Raw genomic sequence first — 22,826 nt, forward strand, 5'->3', positions numbered from 1 at the left:
CATATACATTAAATGATAATGAAAATCATTATCATTGTCAATGGTAAATATGAAATATATAAGTATTTTTTCTATTATGTTGGACAGTAAGATTTCCATTTCAAAATGTAGTAAATAGGTGGCGGTTAAGCGAGAGAATGAGTGAGTTGTACTAGCAAAGCAATAATATGGTATAGTGAAACGAGGCTGTTTTTTCAGTCTCGTTTTTCAAATGCTTCCTATAGAGAAAGCATGCAAATGGAAAGGAAGTTTTTATATGCGATCAGAAGTAACTGTAAAAATAAAACCGAAATTTATAAAAGAAATTAAAAGTGGATATCCGCTTATTTTAAAAGATGCGATTCAAAATTTAAATGATGTTCAGGAAGAAGGAACAATCATTAAAGTGGTAGATGAGAAGAACCACTTTGTCGGAAAAGGTTATTATGGAAAACAAAATAAAGGATACGGCTGGATTTTAACGAGAAAAGAGAGTGAACAAATTAATCAATCTTTCTTTGAAAGTAAAATAAAATCTGCCTTACATAAACGAAAGCAATTTTACAAATCAAGTGATACGACAGCATTCCGCGCCCTAAACGGTGAGGGTGATGGGCTTGGAGGCTTAATCATCGATTATTATGACGGCTATTATGTAGTAAGTTGGTATAGCGAAGGGATTTATACTTTCAGAGATGAGATTATAGCAGCTCTTCAAAAAGTAGCAAATTTTAAAGGTATTTATGAGAAGAAGCGTTTTGATACGAAAGGAAAATACATTGAAGGCGATGATTTTGTAGCAGGAGAGCGCGGTGAGTTCCCGCTTATCGTAAAAGAGAATGGTGTGAACTTTGCTGTTTATTTAAATGACGGAGCGATGGTTGGGGTATTTTTAGATCAGCGTAACGTGCGAAAACAAATTCGTGATAAGTATGCGAAGGGAAGAACAGTGTTAAATATGTTCTCTTATACAGGTGCCTTTTCTGTATTTGCAGCGCTTGGTGGAGCGAGCAAAACGACGAGTGTCGACCTTGCAAATCGTAGTTTAAGTAAAACGATTGAGCAGTTTAGTGTAAATGAAGTTGATTATGAAGCGCAAGATATCATTGTAGAAGATGTATTTCTTTACTTCAAATATGCAGCGAAGAAAAAAATGAAATTTGATATGGTCGTACTTGACCCTCCAAGCTTTGCGCGTTCAAAAAAATATACATTTAGTGCAGCGAAAGATTATAAAAACTTATTAAAAGAAACAATTGCCATTACAGAAAATAACGGGATTATCGTTGCTTCAACAAATTGTAGCGCATTCGATATGAAAAAGTTTAAAGGCTTTATCGATACAGCATTTAAAGAAATGAATGGCAAATATAAAATATTAGAAGAACATTCTTTACCAGAAGATTTCCGTACAATCGATCAATTTAAAGAAGGAGACTATTTAAAAGTAGTTTTCATTGAGAAAATTAAAGGGTAATAAAGAAAAAGGAGCTCGAGTTTAGTTGAGCTCCTTTTCTTATTGAACGATATTTTGTACTCTGCCGACTTGCCCGTCCTGCAAGCGCACTTTAATGCCATGCGGATGAGAAGGGGAGTTCGTTAAAATATCTTTTACAATGCCACGTGTTAATTTGCCAGTTCGTTGATTTTGTTTTAATACAATATCAACTTCAAGGCCGGGTACGATATTAGAACGTTTTTGTCCGTTCATTTATACACCTGTACGTCTACGTTGGTTGTTTGTTTTCTTTGTTTGTTGGTTTTGTAGTTTTTTTGTTTCTTGGCTTTGGTTTTTTGTATTTTGACCATTACCGTTACCTTGCTTTTTCTTTGCAAGTTGTTCACGCATTAAATCAGCTAAGCTTACTTTTTTGTTTTCTGACATGATAAGTCTCCTTTATATAAAGTTAATTATGAACTATCGTAGTAAATTTCATCATATCATTGTTATGGAAGGAAGGGAAGTTGGTTTGAAAATTCATATAATTGTTTCCAGTCTGTAGTAGTTACGATACAATTAAAATGTTAATGTTTGTAAAAAAGGGGATAGATATATGTCACATCATATTTTATTAGTGGAAGATGATATTTCAATTCAAGAGATGGTGCAGAAGTATTTAATAAAAGAGGGCTTTCAAGTTACAATCGCGTCTGATGGAGAGGAAGGCGTGAACACATATTTACAAGGTTCATTTGATTTGATTATCCTCGACATTATGATGCCAAAGTTAGATGGCTTAGAGGTTGTACGAATCATTCGAGAAAAAAGTGCAGTACCGATTTTAATGATGTCGGCAAAAGATACAGATGTTGATAAAGCTGTTGGATTAGGACTAGGAGCAGATGATTACATTTGTAAGCCGTTTTCTATGATTGAATTGGCGGCGCGTGTAAAAGCGGGTATTCGGAGGTCTACGAAATATTCAGCTACAGAAACAACAGAAAAGATGATTCAAATTGGCGATTTAACAATCGATCCAATTAATTTTACTGTGGAAAAAAACGGGAAGCCTCTCAAACTTACTTTAAAAGAATTTGAGATTTTAAAACTGTTTGTAAAGAATCAAAATCGTGTATTTACGAAAGCACAAATATATACGCTAATTTGGAACGAAGAGTATTACGGTGACGATAACGTTATTAATGTTCATATGAGAAGATTGCGTGAGAAAATCGAAAGTGATCCATCTAATCCAGAATACATTAAAACGTTATGGGGTATCGGTTACAAGCTGGACGTGATGTAATATGGTCAATTTGTTAATAGGTATTATTTTTATATTGTTATGTGTCATTTATCTACAATATAAAATGAGGAAAAATAATAGCAAAAATTTGCGATACACATATGAAAAATTAGAAAGTATTGTTAATGAAAAAACAGGCGAGAAGTTACTCGTTATGACAGATGATCTAGAATTGCAAAAGTTGTTAGTGGCAATTAATCAATTGTTAGATGCGAAACAGAAAACGAATGCTGATCATGCGAAAGTAGAAATTTCGATGAGAAAAATGCTTTCAAATATTTCACATGACTTGAAAACACCACTAACAGTTATTCTTGGATATACAGAAATGTTAAATAAGGATAAAACGATAAACGAAGAAGAACAACAAATATTACTTGAAAAGGTGCATGTGAAAACATTAGAAGTAATGGAACTGATTCATAAGTTTTTTGATTTAGCAAAACTAGAATCTGGTGACAAGGCAATCGAGATGACAAAAGTAAATATGAATGAAGTTTGCCGTGAGAAAATTTTATCTTTTTATGATTTAGTGACGACGAAAGGTTTTCATGTTCATATTAATATACCAGAAAAAAATATATATGCACTTGGAAATGTAGAAGTATTAGGTAGAGTATTGAATAATTTAATATCAAATGCAATTACATATGGAGATGATGGAAAGACGCTCGGTATGACGTTAAGAGATGATGAAACGAATGTGTATATAGATGTATGGGATACAGGAAAAGGAATTGATGAATCTCATATTGATAAAGTGTTTGAGCGTATGTACACACTTGAAGATTCCAGAAATAGATTGTACCAAGGAAGCGGTCTAGGTTTAACGATTACGAAAAGGCTTGTAGAAGCGATGGACGGAGAAATACATCTTTTTAGTAAGCCGTATGAAAAAACAATTTTTACAATTGTATTAACAAAGATGCAGTTTTAGCTTGTAGAGAAATAGATTCTACAAGCTTTTTTTCAGCGTAAGGAATTTGTAAGGAACGGGTAAGAAAAAAGAGATTTCCGTTGTCTATTATAGAAGTATAAAGTAGTGCGAAAGGAGAAAACGACATGACATATATATTAAAAACGAATCAGTTAACGAAAGTGTTTAAGGGGAAAGAAATTATTTCTAGCGTTAACATGCATGTGAAAAAAGGAGAGATATACGGTTTCTTAGGACCGAATGGTGCTGGTAAAACAACGATTATGAAAATGATCACAAATTTAATAAAACCGACGAGCGGTGATATTGAAATTTTCGGTGAGAAGTTAACGGATACATCTTATGAAGTATTAAAGCGCATGGGGACAATTATCGAATATCCAATCTTTTATGATAAATTAACGGCGAAAGAAAACTTAGAATTACATTGTGAATATATGGGCTATTACGATAAAAACGCAATTGACAATGCTTTACATTTAGTAAAATTGCAAGGGATCGATAATAAAAAAGTAAAAGATTTTTCATTAGGGATGAAGCAACGACTTGGTATTGCAAGGGCGATCATGACAAAGCCAGAATTACTCATTTTAGATGAGCCAATTAACGGTTTAGATCCAATTGGTATTAAAGAGTTACGAGACTTATTTAAAATGCTCTGCAAAGAATATGGCATTACGTTATTAGTTTCTAGTCATATTTTAGGTGAGATGGAACTAATGGCGGATACAATTGGTGTAATTCAAAATGGAAAACTAATAAAAGAAGTTTCAATGCAGAGTATTAACGGAAAACAAACAGAGTACATTGAAATTACTGTTCTTGATGTGAAGCGTGCAGCTTATATTTTAGAAGATAAACTCGGTATAAAAAATTACAAAATAATGAGTGGAAATATGATTCGCGTGTATGAATTGAAGGCGACGCAGCAGGCTATTTCAAAAGCACTTATTATGAACGATGTGGAAATAGAAAGTATGAATAAGAAACATAGTTCCTTAGAAGAGTATTTCTTAAATGTAATGGATGGAGAGGGCATTCATGCTTAATGGATTGTTAGTGAATCTAGTGAGTGGATTAATCGTAATGTTTATAAGTGCAATTTTATATTATAGAAAACCTGAGCGGAAATGGTTGTTAATTATAATAGTGATAGGAATGATGAGCGTAGTTACTGCTGGAATTAGAATGTTAGTAGCATAGAGATAGTTATGTCAGTAATGGAGGCTTGGTTTATATGTTTAAATTGATGAAACTTGAATGGAAGAAACATAAATTATCTAGTTATTTTAAAGGGGTAGCAATTTGTATTATAGCAATTTTTGCTGCGGTAAGTCTTATGGGGATGGGAGTGAAAGGTGAAGTAGACGCAGCCCTCACTGATTTCACAAAATATATGACTTTAGCAAACATTTTTATAAGAATGACATTTCTTATTTTTAGTGCAGTCATTTTATCGCGTTTAGTAATTGATGAATATAAGAACAAAACAATGCAACTATTGTTTATGTACCCATTACAAAGGAAATTGCTAATGAGGACGAAATTAACAATTGTTTTTAGTTTTTGTTTTATCAGCATGATTATTGCTACGTTCACTATTAGTTTGCTCATATTTTTTATGAACCCAATGATGGGGTTAATTGAAACACCTCTTACGATGGGTGAAATAATAGCTACTGTTCCAGCTACCTTTATAAGTGCATTTATGATATCTGGTATAAGCTTAATTCCTTTATTTTTTGGGATGAGAAAGAAATCTACACCGACAACAATTACTTCTGCAGTAATAATTGGGATGCTAATGAACAGTAACGTAGGTCCTGGAAGCGGTCAAGTAAGTATGTATGATTTTATATTTATCCCAATTGTACTCTGTTTATTAGGAATTTTTATTAGTTATTTATCGTATCGTAAAATCGACAAGATCGATGTAGCATAAAACAATAACGAACTGGGGTATGAATAGTGAAAAAAATAATAGTAATTGCAATATTATTCATTACAATTGCTAGTGCGTTTTTTTGTTTTAAAGTATTTCAGGGGAAAGATTTTAAGAAAGAAAAGTCTTTTGAGATAAATAATATAAAAGAAATAGAAGTGGACAATGAAAACTGGGATATTGAATTTAAAAGTACAGAAGCTAACAAAATAGTCATTTCGGCTCAAGGTAAACGTTTAGATAAAGAGGTAGATCCTGTCGAAATAGAACAGGCAGGGAATAAAGTTATAGTTAAGCAAAAACAAAAGGCGACCAGATTTTTTAATGGTTTCACGTTTAGGAAGAAAAATAGTATATGTATAGCTATTCCGAAGAAAGAAATAGATAAAATTGTATTAAATAATAAATCGGGTGATGTGAAAATAAGCGATATAGTAGTAAAAAGTATCGTGACAAAAAGCAAGTCTGGAGATGAAATGGTTGTAGGACTATCAGCTGAGAAAGGTGAATTCATATCGCAAAGTGGAGAGTTAGCTGTAAAAGATAGTTCAGTACAAGAATTAAATATAAAGTCTACGACTGGTGATAACTATATAACAAATGTAAGTAACTCAAATATGAACATCACTTCAACATCGGGAGAAGTATTACTGAAGGATATGAAAGAAGGAAAATCGTTATTTGTAGAAACAAAATCAGGAGATATTGGCGTACGGTATAAAGGTGTTCCGACTTCTTTAAAACTTACGGCTAAAAGTAATTCGTCTGACGTAATGGTGAATGTAAAAGGACTTAAGAAAGATAAAAATACAGAACATGTAAAAGCAGGAACCATTGGTGATGCGAAAAACGAAATGAAGATTTTAAGTAAAACAGGAGCGATTTATATCGATTAAATTTCAAATGAAAGGAGGACTATTATGCTACGTCTTATGAAGCTAGAAATGAAGAAGTTTAAGCTTGGATGGTATGTAAGGGGAGCGATTATTGCAAATATCGCTATACTGACATTACTGATCTTTACGAGCATCGTTTCTCAAATAGAAGGCGATCCAGAAATAAGAGATCCACAGATGGTTTTGTTAATGGCTAGTACATTAGTAAGAGCAACGTTTATTATTTTTGGTAGTGTGTTAATCGCAAGGTTAATAATTGGTGAATATAAAAACAAAACAATACTACTTATGTTTTCTTATCCAATTAACCGAAAGAAAATGATGGTTAGTAAGTTGATTATTACAGCAACATTAACATTTATAACAGTTATTTTATCTAATATTTTAGTAGTAGGAGTTTTCTTTGGGATAGATAGCTATTTTTCAATTCTTCCTCATTCATTCACAGTAGATCAATTGATGCAAGAAGGGATAAACCTTGTTCCTTTAGCCGTTGCAACTGCGGGAATAAGTTTAATCCCACTATATTTCGGAATGCGTAAACGTTCAGTGCCAACTACAATTGTTTCATCAATTATCGTTGTATCAATTGCAATTAATAACACCCCAATGTTTTCAACGGCAACTTTTCTTCCCCTTCAACTAGCATTGGCAGCAATTGGAGTTGCCATTGCATATTACGGAATTAAAAATATAGAGAAGGAAGATATAACTGTATGATAAGAATACGTAAAATAGTTTCACATGAAACAAGTTACAGAAAAAGACAAGATGTGTAAACACCTTGTCTTTTTCTGTAGTTACATTTTAGGAGCTTCCATTCCAGCTGTAGCCCATTCTTCTTTTGCAGGACCATATACGCCAGGAACTGTTAAGCCAGCCTGGCGCATTAAAACTGTCATTTGTCCGCGGTGGTGATTTTGATGATTAATGAGTGTCATTAAAAATATAGAATTTGGCATAGGGCGGCCAAAGAAGTCATTAATAGTAGTTAAGTCTTTATCCGTCCATTCGCTTTGAAGTGCTTCAACAAAAGCTGTATTCACTTTACGATATCCACCTGCAATTGTTTTTGCTGAAGTTGGTACGGGATAATCTTTCGTTTCTCCTTCAAACTTTAGCCCTGTGCCAGATAGTATAACAGGAATTGCCGTCACGATATGCCAAGCGACTCTTCCTAACGTCCAGTGCCCAGGTGCGATTTCTTGTGACAAAGATTCATCTGTTAGTACATCGAGCATTTTTTGAGTAGACTCAGTCTCGTATGTCCATGATTGCAAGAAGCCTTCAATTGTTTGGTACATAGTTATCCCTCCTAGTTATGTTCATAGGTTACATTCGTGAAAAAAAGATAGTTTCCTTTTGGCCTATAAGAACAAATAAAAAAGAAGACTCCTAACAAGAAGCCTCTTTTTTATTAACTTTCTTCCCACTCTCCCTCATCAACTATAAGAAATAAGGTGCTCCAAGTACGAGAACATCAAGTGGTTTTATTAAGAAAAAGAATTTCGTTTGAGTAAGAAGGCAAAAGTACAAGCAAAAGGGGTAAAAATCGCATGTAATAATTATTAGAATGTACGGAGTAAAGTTATTCTGGGGTATTTGATAGGTGTTTTTTTATTTGTTGCTTATACTTAAAAGATTGAATTTGAAGGAGGGGATCAACATGTCTTCATGGCGCAATAATATAAATGGGTATTGTGAGTGTAATAATCAAAATGGTGTACATGTTGATTCGTGTTGTTTTAGTTGCGATGGGACAGTGCCTAAGCTAGGTCCAACTGGTCCGACGGGAGCAACGGGTCCAATGGGAGCGACAGGTCCAACGGGAGCGACAGGAATAACGGGTCCAACGGGAGCAACAGGTCCAACCGGAGTGACAGGAATAACGGGAGCAACAGGTCCAACCGGAGTGACAGGAATAACGGGAGCAACAGGTCCAACGGGAGCGACGGGAGTAACCGGAGCAACAGGTTCAACGGGAGCAACAGGTCCGACCGGAGCGACAGGAATAACGGGAGCAACGGGTCCAACGGGAGCAACGGGAGCAACGGGAGTGACGGGAGTGACGGGAGCAACAGGTCCAACCGGAGTGACAGGTCCAACCGGAGTGACAGGTTCAACGGGAGCGACAGGAATAACGGGAGCAACGGGTCCAACGGGAGCAACGGGAGTGACGGGAGTAACGGGAGCAACCGGAGCAACAGGTCCAACCGGAGTGACAGGAATAACGGGAGCAACGGGAGTAACTGGGGCGACGGGTCCAACGGGAGCGACAGGAATAACGGGTCCAACGGGAGCAACGGGAGTGACGGGAGCAACGGGTCCAACGGGAGCGACAGGTCCAACGGGAGCAACAGGTCCAACGGGAGCGACAGGTCCAACTGGAGCAACAGGTTCAACGGGAGCAACAGGTCCGACCGGAGCGACAGGAATAACGGGAGTAACGGGTCCAACGGGAGCGACAGGAATAACGGGAGCAACAGGTCCGACCGGAGCGACAGGAATAACGGGAGCAACAGGTCCGACCGGAGCGACAGGAATAACAGGAGCAACGGGTCCAACGGGAGCAACAGGTCCGACCGGAGCGACGGGAGTAACAGGTACAAGTATCACGGCGACGTATGCATTTGCAAATAATACGTCGGGAACAGCGATATCGGTACTTCTCGGTGGAACGAATGTCCCGCTTCCGAATAATCAAAATATCGGTCCTGGTATTACGGTTTCCGGGGGAAATACAGTATTTACGGTTGCAAATGCTGGGAATTATTATATTTCATATTCGATTAATATAACAGCTTCATTATTGGTCAGTTCACGAATTACAATTAATGGAGCACCCCTTGCTGGGACGATAAATTCTCCTGCTGTAGCAACCACATCATTTAGCGCAACAATTATTACAACTCTCGCAGCAGGAGATGCTATTAGCTTGCAATTATTTGGTTTGTTAGCTGTTGCAACATTATCAACAACTACACCAGGAGCTGTGTTAACGATAATAAGATTAAGCTAAAAAAATAACTCTCTTATTTTTTATAGATTAGGAGAGTTTGTACATATAATAAGAAGTTAATGGAATGAAGCATAGTTATACAAAAGTCAGAATATTATGATTGTAACGTTGTGGTGACTATAATATAATGAAAACAACCTCATGAATGAACATTCATTTATTTTTTATGTATTTGAAGGGGGAATGAAGGTGGAAAAACCATGGTTGAAAAATTATCCAGAGGAAATTCCAAGTACAATTTCTTATGATATTCAGTCGCTTCATAAATATGTAGAACAGATGGCTTCTCGCTACCCAGAAAAGAAAGCGCTTCACTTTTTAGGGAAGGATATTACATTTTCAGACTTTCATGATAAGGTGAAGAGATTTGCAAATTATCTTCAAAAGCTCGGTGTGGAAAAGGGTGATCGAGTTGCAATTATGTTGCCGAATTGTCCGCAAGCTGTAATTGGTTATTACGGTACATTACTTGCAGGAGGTATCGTAGTACAAACAAATCCACTATATACAGAAAGAGAATTAGAATATCAGCTTCATGATTCGGGAGCAAAAGTCATTCTTTGCCTCGATTTAGTATTTCCAAGAGTAACGAATGTTCAATCTGCTACAAAAGTTGAGCATATTATCGTAACGCGTATTGCGGACTTTTTACCCTTCCCTAAAAATCTATTGTATCCATTTGTGCAGAAAAAACAGTCGAATTTAGTTGTGAAAGTATCAGAGAGTGAAACGATTCACCTTTGGAACTCAGTAGAAAAAGAAGTGAATACAGGTGTTGAGGTGCCTTGTGATCCTGAAAATGATCTAGCTCTTTTACAGTACACAGGAGGAACAACTGGATTTCCGAAAGGCGTTATGTTAACACATAAAAACCTCGTTTCTAACACTTTGATGGGAGTTCAATGGTTATATAATTGCAAAGAAGGAGAAGAAGTCGTTCTTGGGGTTCTTCCGTTTTTCCACGTGTATGGCATGACGGCTGTCATGAATTTAAGTATTATGCAAGGATACAAAATGGTTCTTATTCCAAAATTTGATATGAAAATGGTTTTTGAAGCGATTAAGAAGCATAAAGTGACATTGTTTCCAGGAGCACCAACTATTTATATTGCTCTTTTAAATAGCCCGCTTTTAAAAGAATACGATATTTCGTCTATTCGTGCTTGTATTAGTGGATCAGCACCACTACCAGTAGAAGTACAGGAAAAGTTCGAAACAGTTACAGGGGGTAAATTAGTAGAGGGATATGGCTTAACGGAATCATCTCCAGTTACACATAGTAATTTTTTATGGGAAAAGCGAGTGCCAGGTAGCATTGGAGTTCCGTGGCCAGATACAGAAGCAATGATTATGTCGCTTGAAACTGGTGAGGCATTACCACCGGGAGAAATCGGTGAAATTGTAGTAAAAGGCCCTCAAATTATGAAAGGATATTGGAATAAGCCAGAAGAAACAGCAGCTGTACTGCAAGATGGATGGCTCCATACAGGGGACGTTGGCTACATGGATGAAGATGGCTTTTTCTATGTGAAAGATCGTAAGAAAGATATGATTGTTGCGAGTGGATTTAATGTGTATCCTCGTGAAGTAGAAGAAGTATTATATGAGCATGAAAAAGTGCAAGAAGTAGTGACGATTGGAGTTCCTGATCCGTATAGGGGAGAGACAGTTAAAGCGTTTGTTGTGTTAAAAGAAGGTACGGAGTGTTCTGAGGAAGAATTAAATCAGTTTGCTCGTAAATATTTAGCGGCCTATAAAGTGCCGAAAGTATATGAGTTTAGAGATGAACTGCCGAAAACGACAGTCGGAAAAATTTTACGCCGTGTCCTAATTGAGGAAGAGAAAAGAAAGAATGAGGATGAGCAAACGGGCTAAGGCCCTTTCTTTTTGAAAAAATGGGATTGACACTTTTCTAAATAGTCAGTATTATAAGAATATGAATGACTATTCATTCAGTCATCTTCTTGAAGGGGACAGTAAAGTGAAGAAAAATAGACCGAAATACAATCAAATTATTGATGCGGCAGTCATTGTGATTGCGGAGAATGGGTACCATCAAGCGCAAGTTTCTAAAATAGCAAAGCAAGCTGGGGTAGCTGATGGTACGATTTATTTATATTTTAAAAATAAAGAAGATATATTAATATCCTTATTCCAAGAGAAGATGGGAGAATTTGTCGAAACAATTCGTCAAAAAACAGCAGGAATTGAAAGCGCTGTATCGAAGTTATTCATGTTGGTAGAAACGCACTTCTTGCTGTTGTCGCAAAATGATCCTCTTGCTATCGTTACGCAATTAGAGCTAAGACAGTCCAATCAAGACTTACGCCTAAAAATAAATGAAGTATTAAAAGGCTACTTACAAGTTATTGATGAGATTTTAGAGACAGGTATAAAGCAAGGTGAATTCCGAGCGGATTTAAATGTTCGCGTGGCAAGACAAATGATCTTTGGAACAGTAGATGAAGTTGTGACCAATTGGGTAATGAGCGATCATAAGTATGATCTGGTCGCACTTTCAAAAACGGTACATGGGCTACTTATTGCAGCTTGTGGTTATCGTCAATAATGGGAGGGATCATGTTGAAATTCCTATCTGTAAGAGTTGAAGATCATATCGCGGTGGCTACGTTAAATCATGCGCCAGCTAACGCGATGTCTTCACAAGTTATGCATGACGTTACTGAATTAATTGATCAAGTGGAGAAGGATGATAACATTCGTGTTGTTGTTATTCACGGTGAAGGGCGTTTCTTCTCGGCGGGAGCAGATATTAAAGAATTTACATCTGTTACTGAAGCGAAGCAAGCGACTGAATTAGCGCAGCTTGGACAAGTTACGTTTGAGCGCGTTGAAAAATGTTCAAAACCAGTTATCGCGGCAATTCATGGAGCGGCACTTGGCGGCGGCCTTGAGTTTGCTATGTCTTGCCACATGCGCTTTGCAACTGAAAGTGCAAAACTTGGTTTACCTGAATTAACACTTGGATTAATTCCTGGATTTGCAGGTACACAGCGATTACCACGTTATGTTGGGAAAGCGAAAGCTTGTGAAATGATGTTAACAAGTACACCGATTACTGGTGCAGAAGCATTAAAATGGGGACTAGTTAACGGAGTTTTTGCTGAAGAAACATTTTTAGATGATACGCTTAAAGTTGCAAAACAGATTGCTGGAAAAAGCCCAGCGACGACTCGTGCTGTACTAGAGTTATTGCAAACAACGAAATCGTCTCATTATTATGAAGGTGTACAACGCGAAGCTCAAATCTTTGGTGAAGTATTTACGAGTGAAGATGGAAGAGAAGGTGTCGCAGCATTTTTAGAAAAGCGTAAGCCTTCATTTAGCGGCAGGTAGTTCAATTATTTTTTTAATATAAATTAACAGAAAATTAAAATTGATAGAATCTTTCTGAAAAACAAGGGGGTAAATGGAATGAACATCTACGTACTCATGAAACGAACATTTGATACAGAAGAAAAAATCGTAATTAAAAACGGTGCAATTTACGATGGCGAAGCGGAATTCATCATCAACCCTTACGATGAATATGCAATTGAAGAAGCAATTCAAGTAAGAGACGCACAAGGTGGAGAAGTTACTGTCGTAACAGTTGGTGGCGAAGATAGTGAGAAAGAACTTCGTACGGCGTTAGCGATGGGCTGCGATAAAGCGGTATTAATTAATATTGAAGATGATGTAGAAAATGGTGACCAGTTTACAACAGCAAAAGTGCTTGCTGAATATTTAAAAGATAAAGATGCAGATTTAATTTTAGGCGGAAACGTTGCAATTGATGGTGCATCTGGACAAGTTGGTCCGCGTGTAGCTGAAGCATTAAATATTCCGTACGTAACGACAATTACAAAACTTGAAATTGACGGTACAAACGTGAAGATTGAGCGCGATGTTGAAGGTGATACAGAAGTGATTGAAACTTCATTACCAGTTTTAGTAACAGCACAGCAAGGTTTAAATGAACCCCGTTATCCATCGCTTCCAGGTATTATGAAAGCGAAGAAAAAGCCACTAGAAGAATTAGAATTAGATGATTTAGATTTAGAAGAAGATGATGTGGAAGCAAAGACAAAAACAATTGAAATCTATTTGCCTCCTAAGAAAGATGCAGGAAAAGTGTTACAAGGCGAGCTGCAAGATCAAGTAAAAGAACTTGTATCGTTGCTCCATACAGAAGCGAAAGTAATCTAATAAAATACGAAATTATATATGCAGGAGGGAAAATCTATGGCTCGTAAAGTATTAGTAATGGGTGAAGTTCGTGATGGATCGCTACGTAACGTTTCGTTTGAAGCGGTAGCAGCAGCAAAAACAATTGCAGAAGGCGGTGAAGTAGTAGGTCTTCTAGTTGGAGATAGCGTTGCTTCTTTTGCAAATGAATTGATTCATTACGGTGCAGATCGCGTTGTGACAGTTGAAAATGATAAATTAAAATCATATACATCTGATGGCTATGCACAAGCATTTTTAGCTGTATATGCTGAAGAAAATCCAGAAGGTATTGTATTTGGACATACAGCACTTGGGAAAGATTTATCACCAAAATTAGCAGCGAAGCTTGAAGCTGGTCTAGTTTCTGACGTAACTGCTTTAGAAGTTGAAGGTGGAAATGTTATCTTTACTCGTCCAATTTACTCTGGTAAAGCGTTTGAGAAGAAGATTGTAACAGACGGCATCTTATTTGCGACAGTGCGTCCAAATAACATCGCAACGCTTGAAAAAGATGAGTCTCGCAGTGGTGACGTGTCTTCTATTACAGTAGATGTGAAAGACTTACGTACAATCATTCAAGATGTCGTCCGTAAGACGGCAGAAGGCGTTGATCTTTCTGAAGCAAAAGTTATTATCGCTGGCGGACGCGGTGTGAAGAGCGAAGAAGGATTCAAACCATTAAAAGAGTTAGCTGACGTATTAGGCGGCGCTGTTGGAGCATCTCGTGGTGCTTGTGACGCTGAGTATTGCGATTACTCATTACAAATTGGTCAAACTGGTAAAGTTGTTACGCCAGACCTATACATTGCATGCGGTATTTCTGGAGCGATTCAGCATTTAGCTGGTATGTCTAACTCAAAAATAATTGTTGCGATTAATAAAGACCCAGAAGCAAGTATCTTCAAAGTAGCTGACTACGGTATTGTTGGCGATCTATTTGAAGTCGTACCTCTTTTAACAGAAGAGTTTAAAAAGTTAAAAGTACATTCATGATTTGAGTACCCTTGAGTTCCAAGTGAAGTACCCCTATATATAGAAAAAGGTGAGAGATCCCCTGTCTCTCATCTTTTTAGTATTTAATCCGTATTTTTATATAGTATAAAGGAACACTTTTTTGTTACAATACATAACGATACATATTATTCGCCACGTATATAAGTTAATGATATACTCTTGGTAGAATATACTTGAAGGAGGAAATAAAATGGCAATTGTAAACGCAAATGACCAAAGCTTCGCAGCAGAAACTAGCGAAGGTGTTGTATTATTAGATTTTTGGGCACCTTGGTGTGGACCTTGTAAAATGATCGCTCCTGTATTAGAGGAAATTGATGCAGAACTAGGCGAAAAAGTAAAAGTAGTAAAAGTAGACGTGGATGAAAATCAAGAAACTGCTCGTCAATTCGAAGTAATGAGCATTCCAGCTCTTTTCGTATTAAAAGACGGTAAAGTAGTTGATCAAGCGTTAGGTTACAAACCGAAAGAAGCGTTAGTGGAATTAGTTTCTAAACACTTCTAAAATAAAAGGGCTACCATTTGGTAGCTTTTTTTATTTTCCTTTTTTACACCTTTCCGTTACAATAAAAGAACGTATGTTGGGTGTTTTGGCATAGTATGTTTTCATGTGAAAATAAAAATGCTAAGCATGTAGAAATGGAGGGTAACGAGTGCACGAACATTTAAAAGAGAAATTGGCTATTTTACCAGATCAACCTGGTTGTTATTTAATGAAAGATAAGCAAGGAACGGTTATATATGTCGGAAAGGCAAAAGTGCTTAAAAATCGTGTGCGCTCGTACTTTACTGGTTCGCATGACGGGAAAACACTTCGGCTAGTAGGAGAAATTGTAGATTTTGAATATATTGTAACCTCCTCAAATCTAGAGGCTCTCATTTTAGAGTTGAACTTAATAAAAAAGCATGATCCAAAATATAACATTCAATTAAAAGATGATAAAACATATCCTTTTATTAAAATTACAGCTGAGAAACAACCACGATTACTTATTACGAGAAATGTAAAAAAGGATAAGGGAAAGTATTTTGGCCCTTATCCGAATGCACAATCAGCTCATGAAACGAAAAAACTGCTAGATCGTATGTATCCGCTTCGTAAGTGCTCAAATATGCCTGATAAAGTTTGTTTATATTATCATATGGGTCAATGTTTAGCACCTTGTGTGAAAGAAGTTACGGAAGAACAAAATAAAGAAATTGTAGATGAAATTATTAAGTTTTTAAATGGTGGACATAAAGAAGTTCGTTCGGAATTAGAAACAAAAATGTATGAAGCTTCAGAGAAACTAGAGTTTGAACGTGCAAAAGAGTTACGTGATCAAATTGCTCATATCGATGCGATTATGGAAAAGCAAAAGATGATTATGAGTGATTTAGTGGACCGTGATGTGTTTGGGTATGCAGTTGATAAAGGGTGGATGTGTGTTCAAGTTTTCTTCGTTCGAAAAGGAAAGCTAATCGAACGTGATGTTTCTATGTTTCCAATCTACGATGAACCAGAAGAGGGGTTCTTAACGTTTATCGGTCAATTTTATGAAAACAGCAGTCATTTTAAGCCGAAGGAAATTGTCGTTCCAGGAAGTATAGACTCAGAATTAGTAGAACGCTTTTTAGAAGTAGAAGCGACACAGCCGAAACGCGGTAAGAAAAAAGATCTTGTAGAACTGGCAAATAAAAATGCGAAGATTGCTTTGGAAGAGAAATTCTATTTAATTGAACGTGATGAAGAGCGAACGATTAAAGCTGTAGAGAATTTAGGGAAGCAGCTCGGAATTGAAACGCCTTATCGTATTGAAGCGTTTGATAACTCAAATATTCAAGGGACAAATCCTGTTTCGGCAATGATTGCTTTTATTGATGGGAAACCAGCTAAGAAAGAATACAGGAAATATAAAATTAAAACAGTTCAAGGACCAGATGATTATGAGTCTATGAGAGAAGTTGTGAGACGCCGTTATACAAGGGCATTGAAAGAGAACTTACCTTTACCAGATTTAATCATTATTGATGGCGGAAAAGGCCATCTGGCGGCTGCAAGTGATGTTTTAGAAAATGAGCTCGGTTTATATATTCCGATGGCAGGTCTTGTAAAAGATGACAAACATAAAACATCTCATTTAATTATTGGAGATCCACCTGAACCTGTGATGCTTGAGAGAAATAGCCAAGAATTTTATTTATTGCAGCGTGTTCAAGATGAAGTGCATCGATTTGCGATTACATTTCATCGTCAATTACACGGGAAATCTGTCATTCAATCAGCACTGGATGATATCCCCGGAATCGGTGATAAACGGAAAAAGGTATTGTTAAAACATTTTGGTTCATTAAAGAAGATGAAAGAAGCTTCTATAGAGGAATTTGTCGAAGCAGGTATGCCGAAAAATGTCGCAGAGACGATTTATAGTTATTTAGCGGATAAGAAGACGTTGTAGTTTACAACGTCTTCTATTTTTTGGTATAATTTCTGAAGATTTAAAATAAATTCAAATGAATGAAAATGCAAAAAGTCAACTAAACTGATATGTCTAGTTGACTGTGGGTAATGCTACACTTCAATGAGATCTTTTATATCCCATTTTACAAGAAATGTAATAGAGTCTGAACGTTTTTTCTTTTCTTCGTAGGACTCTGCAACGACGTTTCGTTGCTTTTGAATTTGTTCAGCGATGAACCCAGCTTCTAATTGATAAGAAGAATGTCTTTTTTGTTTTTGACGTTCAGCGATGAGTGTGCCTTTAAGTTGGAACTGCATTTCACGACGCTTATGTTCAATAATGCTTAAAGTGCCCCAGCCAGCTTTTTCAAAGAACTGAATGACTTCTTCAATTGTGTCTAGTGGATATTTTCTTGCAAGGTTTCTACCGGACCAGTATAAAATACCATCTAGATCGTTACCGATTAAATCAGGTAGTAATTCTTCACGTAGCAATTCGTAAGCGAAGGCGTTCAATGAAACATCTTCTAAAGATGTTGTATCGATTGTATTTTTACTCACAATATTCCCCTCTTTCTATAGGGATTATTATATAACATTTCTCATTTATAAAAACAGATTTTTCTTTAGGAAAATCTGAATATATAAGAAGAAAAAAAGAATTGGCAAATTATATGCAAATTATGTATACGTTTTCTTGACGCTTCGACAAAAATAGGAGTAAAATGAACTTGGTATCAAATTATGCTGAAATATTTCGAATAATTTTTTCAGTTTTTCTTATGCCAATAGTGAAAAAACATTATTGCCATAAACTAATCTGAAAACAGCAGTCAATCATTCAAGGGGGGTAATGGGGACATGAAAGGCCGCGAGTATACGTTTCGTAAGTGGCACTCATTAATGGGGGTCATCCCGGTTGGTGTCTTTTTGACGCAACATTTAATTGTAAACAACTTTGCAACACGAGGAGCAGAGGCTTTTAACAAAGCTGCAGGCTTTATGGAGCTCCTTCCATTCCGGTATGCGCTAGAAATTTTCATTATCTTTTTACCAATACTGTACCATGCTATATATGGCTTATATATTGCATTTACAGCTAAGAACAATGCGGTTTCTTACGGTTATTTCCGTAACTGGATGTTCGTCTTCCAAAGAATTTCAGGTATCGTTACACTGATTTTCATTTCTTGGCACGTCTGGGAAACTCGTATTCAAGCAGCGTTAGGTAAAGAGGTAAACTATGACATGATGGCAGATATTTTAAACAATCCAGCTATGTTTGCATTCTACTTAGTTGGTGTTGTTTCAACAATTTTCCACTTTGCAAATGGACTATGGACATTCTGCATCAGCTGGGGAATTACAGTATCTCCACGTTCACAAAGAATCTCTACTTATGTAACATTAGCTATTTTCTTAGGTCTATCTTATGTAGGTGTGAGTGCATTATTAGCGTTCATCGATCCACAGCTAGCAAACCAGTAAGGAGTGGGAGAGCATGAAAGGGAAACTTATAGTAGTCGGCGGTGGCTTGGCTGGCTTAATGGCAACGATTAAAGCGGCGGAAGCAGGAGTAAATGTTGAACTGTTCTCTTTAGTACCAGTAAAACGTTCGCATTCTGTATGTGCCCAAGGTGGAATTAACGGTGCCGTAAATACGAAAGGTGAAGGGGATTCTCCATGGATCCACTTTGACGATACAATTTATGGTGGGGACTTCTTAGCGAACCAACCACCAGTTAAAGCAATGTGTGAAGCAGCACCTGGTATCATTCATTTAATGGACCGTATGGGTGTTATGTTCAACCGTACGGAAGAAGGACTTCTTGATTTCCGTCGTTTTGGTGGAACGCAACATCACCGTACAGCATTTGCTGGTGCAACAACTGGACAGCAATTACTATACGCATTAGATGAGCAAGTACGTCGTCACGAAGTAGCAGGACTTGTAACGAAATATGAAGGTTGGGATTTCTTACGAGCTGTTATTGATGATGAAGGTGTGTGCCGAGGAATCGTTGCACAAGACTTACAAACTATGGAGATTAGAAGTTTCCGAGCTGATGCCGTGATTATGGCAACAGGGGGCCCTGGTATCATTTTCGGAAAATCAACTAACTCTATTATTAATACAGGTACAGCAGCTTCTGCTGTATATCAACAAGGCGCATATTATGCAAACGGTGAGTTCATTCAAATTCACCCAACGGCAATTCCTGGAGACGATAAATTACGTCTGATGAGTGAATCTGCACGTGGTGAAGGTGGACGTGTTTGGACATATAAAGATGGTAAACCATGGTACTTCTTAGAAGAAAAATATCCGGCTTACGGAAACCTTGTACCTCGTGATATCGCAACGCGTGAAATCTTTGATGTTTGCGTAGAGCAAAAACTAGGTATTAACGGTGAAAACATGGTGTACTTAGATCTTTCTCATAAAGATCCGAAAGAACTAGATATTAAACTTGGTGGAATTATTGAAATCTATGAGAAATTTACAGGTGACGATCCTCGTAAACTACCAATGAAAATCTTCCCAGCTGTTCACTACTCAATGGGCGGGCTATGGGTTGATTATAAGCAGATGACAAGCATTCCAGGTTTATTTGCAGCAGGTGAGTGTGATTATTCTATGCACGGTGGTAACCGTCTTGGCGCGAACTCACTATTATCAGCAATTTACGGTGGTATGGTAGCAGGACCAAATGCAATTGAATATATGAAAGGTCTTTCTAAATCATCAGATGCTGTTTCATCTACTGTGTATGAACAAAATGAATTAATCGAAACAGAGAAATTTAACAATATTTTAACACTCGATGGTAATGAAAATGCGTATGTTCTTCATAAAGAGCTTGGAGAATGGATGACAGATAACGTTACAGTAGTTCGTGAAAATAAAAAATTATTAGAAACAGATGCAAAAATTGAAGAGTTAATGGCTCGCTACAAACGTATTAACATTAACGATACAGCGAGATGGAGCAACCAAGGTGCTTCATTTACACGCCAACTTGCAAATATGTTTGAATTAGCACGTGTTATTACAATTGGCGCATATAACCGTAATGAGAGTCGTGGGGCGCATTACAAACCTGAATTCCCAAATCGTGATGATGCAAACTTCTTAAAAACTACGATGGCGAAATTTGAAGGAGAAGGAAATGCACCGGCATTCCATTACGAAGACGTGGATATTTCATTAATTAAACCACGTAAACGTGATTATTCTTCAAAACACGATGTAGCTGCTAAGAGTGAAGAGAAGGGGGATAAACAACATGTCTGAGAAAACAATCCGCCTCATCATTACGAGACAAGATGGACCAGATGCGCAAGCGTTTGACCAAGAGTTTGAAATTCCGTATCGTCCGAATATGAATATTATTTCGGCGCTTATGGAAATTCGTCGTAATCCTGTCGATGCAAAAGGAAACAAAACAACTCCGATTGCATGGGATATGAACTGTTTAGAGGAAGTATGTGGTGCATGTTCGATGGTGATTAACGGAAAACCGCGTCAATCATGTACAGCGCTTATCGATCAATTAGAACAACCAATTCGCTTAAAACCGATGAAGACATTCCCGGTTGTTCGTGACTTACAAGTTGACCGTAGTCGCATGTTTAATGCTCTAAAACGTGTTAAAGCTTGGATTCCAATTGATGGTACGTATGACTTAGGACCAGGACCAAGAATGCCAGAGAAGAAACGTCAATGGGCTTATGAGCTTTCAAAATGTATGACATGTGGTGTTTGCTTAGAATCATGTCCAAACGTAAATAGTAAATCGGACTTTATTGGACCAGCACCGTTATCACAAGCTCGTTTATTTAACTCACATCCAACGGGTGAAATGCATAAAGCAGATCGCTTACGTGCAATTATGGGTGATGGAGGACTTGCAAACTGTGGTAACTCTCAAAACTGTGTGCAATCATGTCCAAAGGGTATTCCATTAACAACTTCAATTGCGGCGTTAAACCGTGATACAACAATTCAATCGTTCAAAGATTTCTTTGGTAGCGACAATAACTATTAATAAATATTGCCTCTTCATATCGAAGAGGCAATATTTATAACTATATTTTTCTGTTTATTCTGTTTATTTTAAAGCGAAAAGGAGAGGGAACAATGAAGAGGATTTCTTATATTGAAGACTTTGAGCAATGGGAAAGTGGTTTTTCGTTTTACAATCCTGTAAAGGTTCGTTTTGGTGAAGTAGATATGTTTGGACATGTAAATAATGTCGTTGCCTTCACCTATTTTGAAGAAGCGCGTATCGCATTGTTTAAAGAACTTGGATTTATGCAAGAATGGACGCATGAATCTTCAGAAACGATGATTGTTGTTGCGGATTTACAATGTAATTTTATTAAACAAATATATTTTGATGAACAGTTGAAGGTGTATGTAAAAGCGGGATCAGTTGGAAATTCTTCATTAGATTTGCATTATATGGTGAAGAATGCAGAAGGAGAGGTTTGTTTAGTTGGTCGTGGAATGATGGTCCAAGCATCGAAAAAAACGGGAAGAGGCGAACCGTGGCCTGAAGAGTGGAAGAAAAAATTAATACAATGATAGAGTGAAAGAAAAATAAGAGAGCAAATTGCTCTCTTATTTTTTGTCTTCCAGCGCCTCTTCTAATGTTAAATGATGTTTATATATGTATGTAGCGTATGGATTTCCAACGTAGCGCAAATGCCACGGTTCATATGAGTATTCTGTTGTTTCTGTTTTATCTTCTAAATAACGAATGACAAAGCCAAATTCATGAGCATGTTTTGCAACCCATTTACCTTCGTTTGTCTCTCCAAAAATAGGCTCTAATTGGAATTTAGCAGATTTTGAACTAATGTCCATTGCTAAACCAGTTTGATGTTCACTCGTACCGGGAATGGCACTTACTGAATCCGCCTCAGCTTTACCTTGACGTCTAACGTATGTATCATGTAATGATTTTTGGCGTTTGTATGAACGATAACCAGATACAGCTGTAAGTTCTAGTCCTTCTTTCTTTGCCGCTTCAAACATACTTTCAAGTGCATCTGCAGCATCTTTGCGCAGCAATGTTTTTTCTTTATCTTTTGGACTAGTAAATGGTACGTTTGGTCTCGTTAAGTCTTCAGGTGTGTATCCGTCTGGTAGTTTTCGATGTTTATTAACTAATACAAGATTAGACTCTGGATTTGTTACAACGGAAAAATCATTGTCTAGCTTCTTTGCATTATGATCAGCTTTTGGAAAAGCAGGAATCTCTTCTTTTTGGTGGTTACTATGCTGTTGACTTTCGACAGCTTTCGCATTATTTTGTAGTGGTGATTTAGAACTAAAGTAAGCGAAAGAAGTGATACCGATTACAATAGTAGTGGCAGAAATAATAATTATCTTTTTCATGATGCCTTGTAATCACAGTCCTTTCTTAATAAAATGTGTATCGTTTCTTATTATAAGTCTAGTTTAATGAAAAAGAAATATAAGAGTCGTAACGTAATAGAAATGCAAAGAAAATGTCAGAAAATGTGTGAAATTGTAGTATTTTTTTATATAATTCATTTCTTGTCTTTCATGAAATTCATTTTTTATGTAATATATACACATAAGAAGATGTAGCG

The 22,826-nt window shown here is 36.8% G+C and carries 25 protein-coding genes; 20 read left to right on the forward strand and 5 right to left on the reverse strand.

From position 1 onward, the window contains the following. Window positions 1-256 precede the first annotated feature (256 nt). Window positions 257-1,456: a class I SAM-dependent rRNA methyltransferase gene (locus PDK19_RS00790; protein ID WP_001255958.1), complete on the forward strand. Its 1,200-nt coding sequence runs from the start codon at window positions 257-259 to the stop codon at window positions 1,454-1,456. Window positions 1,457-1,495: 39 nt separating this feature from the next. Here the strand turns inward: PDK19_RS00790 and PDK19_RS00795 are convergent, their stop codons facing one another. After that, complete coding sequence (locus tag PDK19_RS00795; RefSeq protein WP_001014318.1) at window positions 1,496-1,690, reverse strand: YwbE family protein; 195 nt, start codon at window positions 1,688-1,690, stop codon at window positions 1,496-1,498. Next, window positions 1,691-1,864 (reverse strand): hypothetical protein, encoded by a 174-nt coding sequence (locus tag PDK19_RS00800; RefSeq protein ID WP_001293581.1) that lies wholly within the window; start codon window positions 1,862-1,864, stop codon window positions 1,691-1,693. A 169-nt stretch (window positions 1,865-2,033) separates the two neighbouring features. Here PDK19_RS00800 and PDK19_RS00805 point away from each other — a divergent pair, with 169 nt between their 5' ends. The 7 genes from PDK19_RS00805 to PDK19_RS00835 all read left to right on the forward strand — a co-directional run bounded on the left by PDK19_RS00805 (window position 2,034) and on the right by PDK19_RS00835 (window position 7,221). Then, the gene (locus tag PDK19_RS00805) at window positions 2,034-2,726 is read left to right on the forward strand and encodes a response regulator transcription factor (protein ID WP_000018053.1); all 693 of its coding nucleotides are present in this window, start codon (window positions 2,034-2,036) and stop codon (window positions 2,724-2,726) included. A 1-nt stretch (window position 2,727) separates the two neighbouring features. Continuing rightward, the gene (locus PDK19_RS00810; protein ID WP_014893492.1) at window positions 2,728-3,663 is read left to right on the forward strand and encodes a HAMP domain-containing histidine kinase; all 936 of its coding nucleotides are present in this window, start codon (window positions 2,728-2,730) and stop codon (window positions 3,661-3,663) included. 125 nt (window positions 3,664-3,788) lie between these two features. Next, a complete protein-coding gene (locus PDK19_RS00815; protein WP_270706457.1) occupies window positions 3,789-4,712 on the forward strand; it encodes an ABC transporter ATP-binding protein in 924 nt (307 codons plus the stop codon). Beyond that, window positions 4,705-4,866 carry a hypothetical protein gene (locus PDK19_RS00820; protein ID WP_000931764.1) on the forward strand — a complete coding sequence of 54 codons (162 nt, stop codon included), beginning with the start codon at window positions 4,705-4,707 and terminating at the stop codon, window positions 4,864-4,866. Before PDK19_RS00815 ends, PDK19_RS00820 begins: the two co-directional genes overlap by 8 nt. 34 nt (window positions 4,867-4,900) lie before the next feature. Beyond that, a complete protein-coding gene (locus PDK19_RS00825; protein ID WP_074615536.1) occupies window positions 4,901-5,605 on the forward strand; it encodes an ABC transporter permease in 705 nt (234 codons plus the stop codon). Between the two features lie 26 nt (window positions 5,606-5,631). Continuing rightward, the gene (locus tag PDK19_RS00830) at window positions 5,632-6,501 is read left to right on the forward strand and encodes a DUF4097 family beta strand repeat-containing protein (RefSeq protein ID WP_000720985.1); all 870 of its coding nucleotides are present in this window, start codon (window positions 5,632-5,634) and stop codon (window positions 6,499-6,501) included. 24 nt (window positions 6,502-6,525) lie between these two features. Next, window positions 6,526-7,221: an ABC transporter permease gene (locus tag PDK19_RS00835; RefSeq protein WP_000945204.1), complete on the forward strand. Its 696-nt coding sequence runs from the start codon at window positions 6,526-6,528 to the stop codon at window positions 7,219-7,221. Window positions 7,222-7,301: 80 nt separating this feature from the next. On the opposite strand, the gene PDK19_RS00840 is transcribed toward PDK19_RS00835, so the two are convergent. Next, window positions 7,302-7,805, reverse strand: a complete 504-nt coding sequence (locus tag PDK19_RS00840) for a DinB family protein (RefSeq protein ID WP_014893493.1) — start codon at window positions 7,803-7,805, stop codon at window positions 7,302-7,304. 362 nt (window positions 7,806-8,167) lie between these two features. Between PDK19_RS00840 and PDK19_RS00845 the strand changes: the two genes are divergently transcribed. The 8 genes from PDK19_RS00845 (at window position 8,168) to uvrC (ending at window position 17,202) form a co-directional block, all read left to right on the forward strand. After that, window positions 8,168-9,520: a BclA C-terminal domain-containing protein gene (locus PDK19_RS00845; RefSeq protein ID WP_270706460.1), complete on the forward strand. Its 1,353-nt coding sequence runs from the start codon at window positions 8,168-8,170 to the stop codon at window positions 9,518-9,520. Window positions 9,521-9,709: 189 nt separating this feature from the next. After that, on the forward strand, window positions 9,710-11,395 hold the full coding sequence (locus tag PDK19_RS00850) for a long-chain-fatty-acid--CoA ligase (protein ID WP_124878177.1): 1,686 nt from the start codon (window positions 9,710-9,712) through the stop codon (window positions 11,393-11,395). A 106-nt stretch (window positions 11,396-11,501) separates the two neighbouring features. Beyond that, the gene (locus PDK19_RS00855) at window positions 11,502-12,089 is read left to right on the forward strand and encodes a TetR/AcrR family transcriptional regulator (RefSeq protein WP_431077795.1); all 588 of its coding nucleotides are present in this window, start codon (window positions 11,502-11,504) and stop codon (window positions 12,087-12,089) included. Between the two features lie 11 nt (window positions 12,090-12,100). Next, the gene (locus PDK19_RS00860) at window positions 12,101-12,877 is read left to right on the forward strand and encodes an enoyl-CoA hydratase (protein ID WP_000911295.1); all 777 of its coding nucleotides are present in this window, start codon (window positions 12,101-12,103) and stop codon (window positions 12,875-12,877) included. A 78-nt stretch (window positions 12,878-12,955) separates the two neighbouring features. Beyond that, window positions 12,956-13,729: an electron transfer flavoprotein subunit beta gene (gene etfB, locus PDK19_RS00865; RefSeq protein ID WP_001029030.1), complete on the forward strand. Its 774-nt coding sequence runs from the start codon at window positions 12,956-12,958 to the stop codon at window positions 13,727-13,729. 36 nt (window positions 13,730-13,765) lie between these two features. Next, window positions 13,766-14,743 carry an electron transfer flavoprotein subunit alpha gene (gene etfA, locus PDK19_RS00870; RefSeq protein ID WP_000101965.1) on the forward strand — a complete coding sequence of 326 codons (978 nt, stop codon included), beginning with the start codon at window positions 13,766-13,768 and terminating at the stop codon, window positions 14,741-14,743. A 211-nt stretch (window positions 14,744-14,954) separates the two neighbouring features. Next, window positions 14,955-15,269 carry a thioredoxin gene (gene trxA / locus PDK19_RS00875; RefSeq protein ID WP_001018943.1) on the forward strand — a complete coding sequence of 105 codons (315 nt, stop codon included), beginning with the start codon at window positions 14,955-14,957 and terminating at the stop codon, window positions 15,267-15,269. 148 nt (window positions 15,270-15,417) lie between these two features. Continuing rightward, a complete protein-coding gene (gene uvrC / locus PDK19_RS00880) occupies window positions 15,418-17,202 on the forward strand; it encodes an excinuclease ABC subunit C (protein WP_000544277.1) in 1,785 nt (594 codons plus the stop codon). Between the two features lie 113 nt (window positions 17,203-17,315). On the opposite strand, the gene PDK19_RS00885 is transcribed toward uvrC, so the two are convergent. Next, on the reverse strand, window positions 17,316-17,765 hold the full coding sequence (locus tag PDK19_RS00885) for a YslB family protein (protein ID WP_000042220.1): 450 nt from the start codon (window positions 17,763-17,765) through the stop codon (window positions 17,316-17,318). A gap of 300 nt (window positions 17,766-18,065) precedes the next feature. Here PDK19_RS00885 and sdhC point away from each other — a divergent pair, with 300 nt between their 5' ends. The 4 genes from sdhC (at window position 18,066) to PDK19_RS00905 (ending at window position 21,792) form a co-directional block, all read left to right on the forward strand. Continuing rightward, window positions 18,066-18,692, forward strand: coding sequence for a succinate dehydrogenase cytochrome B558 (gene sdhC / locus PDK19_RS00890; protein ID WP_000678352.1), 627 nt, complete (start codon window positions 18,066-18,068; stop codon window positions 18,690-18,692). Window positions 18,693-18,705: 13 nt separating this feature from the next. Continuing rightward, a complete protein-coding gene (sdhA, locus tag PDK19_RS00895; protein WP_000676735.1) occupies window positions 18,706-20,499 on the forward strand; it encodes a succinate dehydrogenase flavoprotein subunit in 1,794 nt (597 codons plus the stop codon). Further along, on the forward strand, window positions 20,492-21,253 hold the full coding sequence (gene sdhB, locus PDK19_RS00900) for a succinate dehydrogenase iron-sulfur subunit (RefSeq protein WP_001291825.1): 762 nt from the start codon (window positions 20,492-20,494) through the stop codon (window positions 21,251-21,253). Before sdhA ends, sdhB begins: the two co-directional genes overlap by 8 nt. Window positions 21,254-21,345: 92 nt before the next feature. Then, on the forward strand, window positions 21,346-21,792 hold the full coding sequence (locus PDK19_RS00905; protein ID WP_000822739.1) for an acyl-CoA thioesterase: 447 nt from the start codon (window positions 21,346-21,348) through the stop codon (window positions 21,790-21,792). A 36-nt stretch (window positions 21,793-21,828) separates the two neighbouring features. Here the strand turns inward: PDK19_RS00905 and PDK19_RS00910 are convergent, their stop codons facing one another. Continuing rightward, the gene (locus tag PDK19_RS00910; protein ID WP_000720208.1) at window positions 21,829-22,608 is read right to left on the reverse strand and encodes a M15 family metallopeptidase; all 780 of its coding nucleotides are present in this window, start codon (window positions 22,606-22,608) and stop codon (window positions 21,829-21,831) included. Window positions 22,609-22,826: the final 218 nt, after the last annotated feature.

This window comes from Bacillus cereus group sp. BcHK124 (genome assembly GCF_027712065.1).
GTDB classification, from domain to species: domain Bacteria; phylum Bacillota; class Bacilli; order Bacillales; family Bacillaceae_G; genus Bacillus_A; species Bacillus_A pacificus.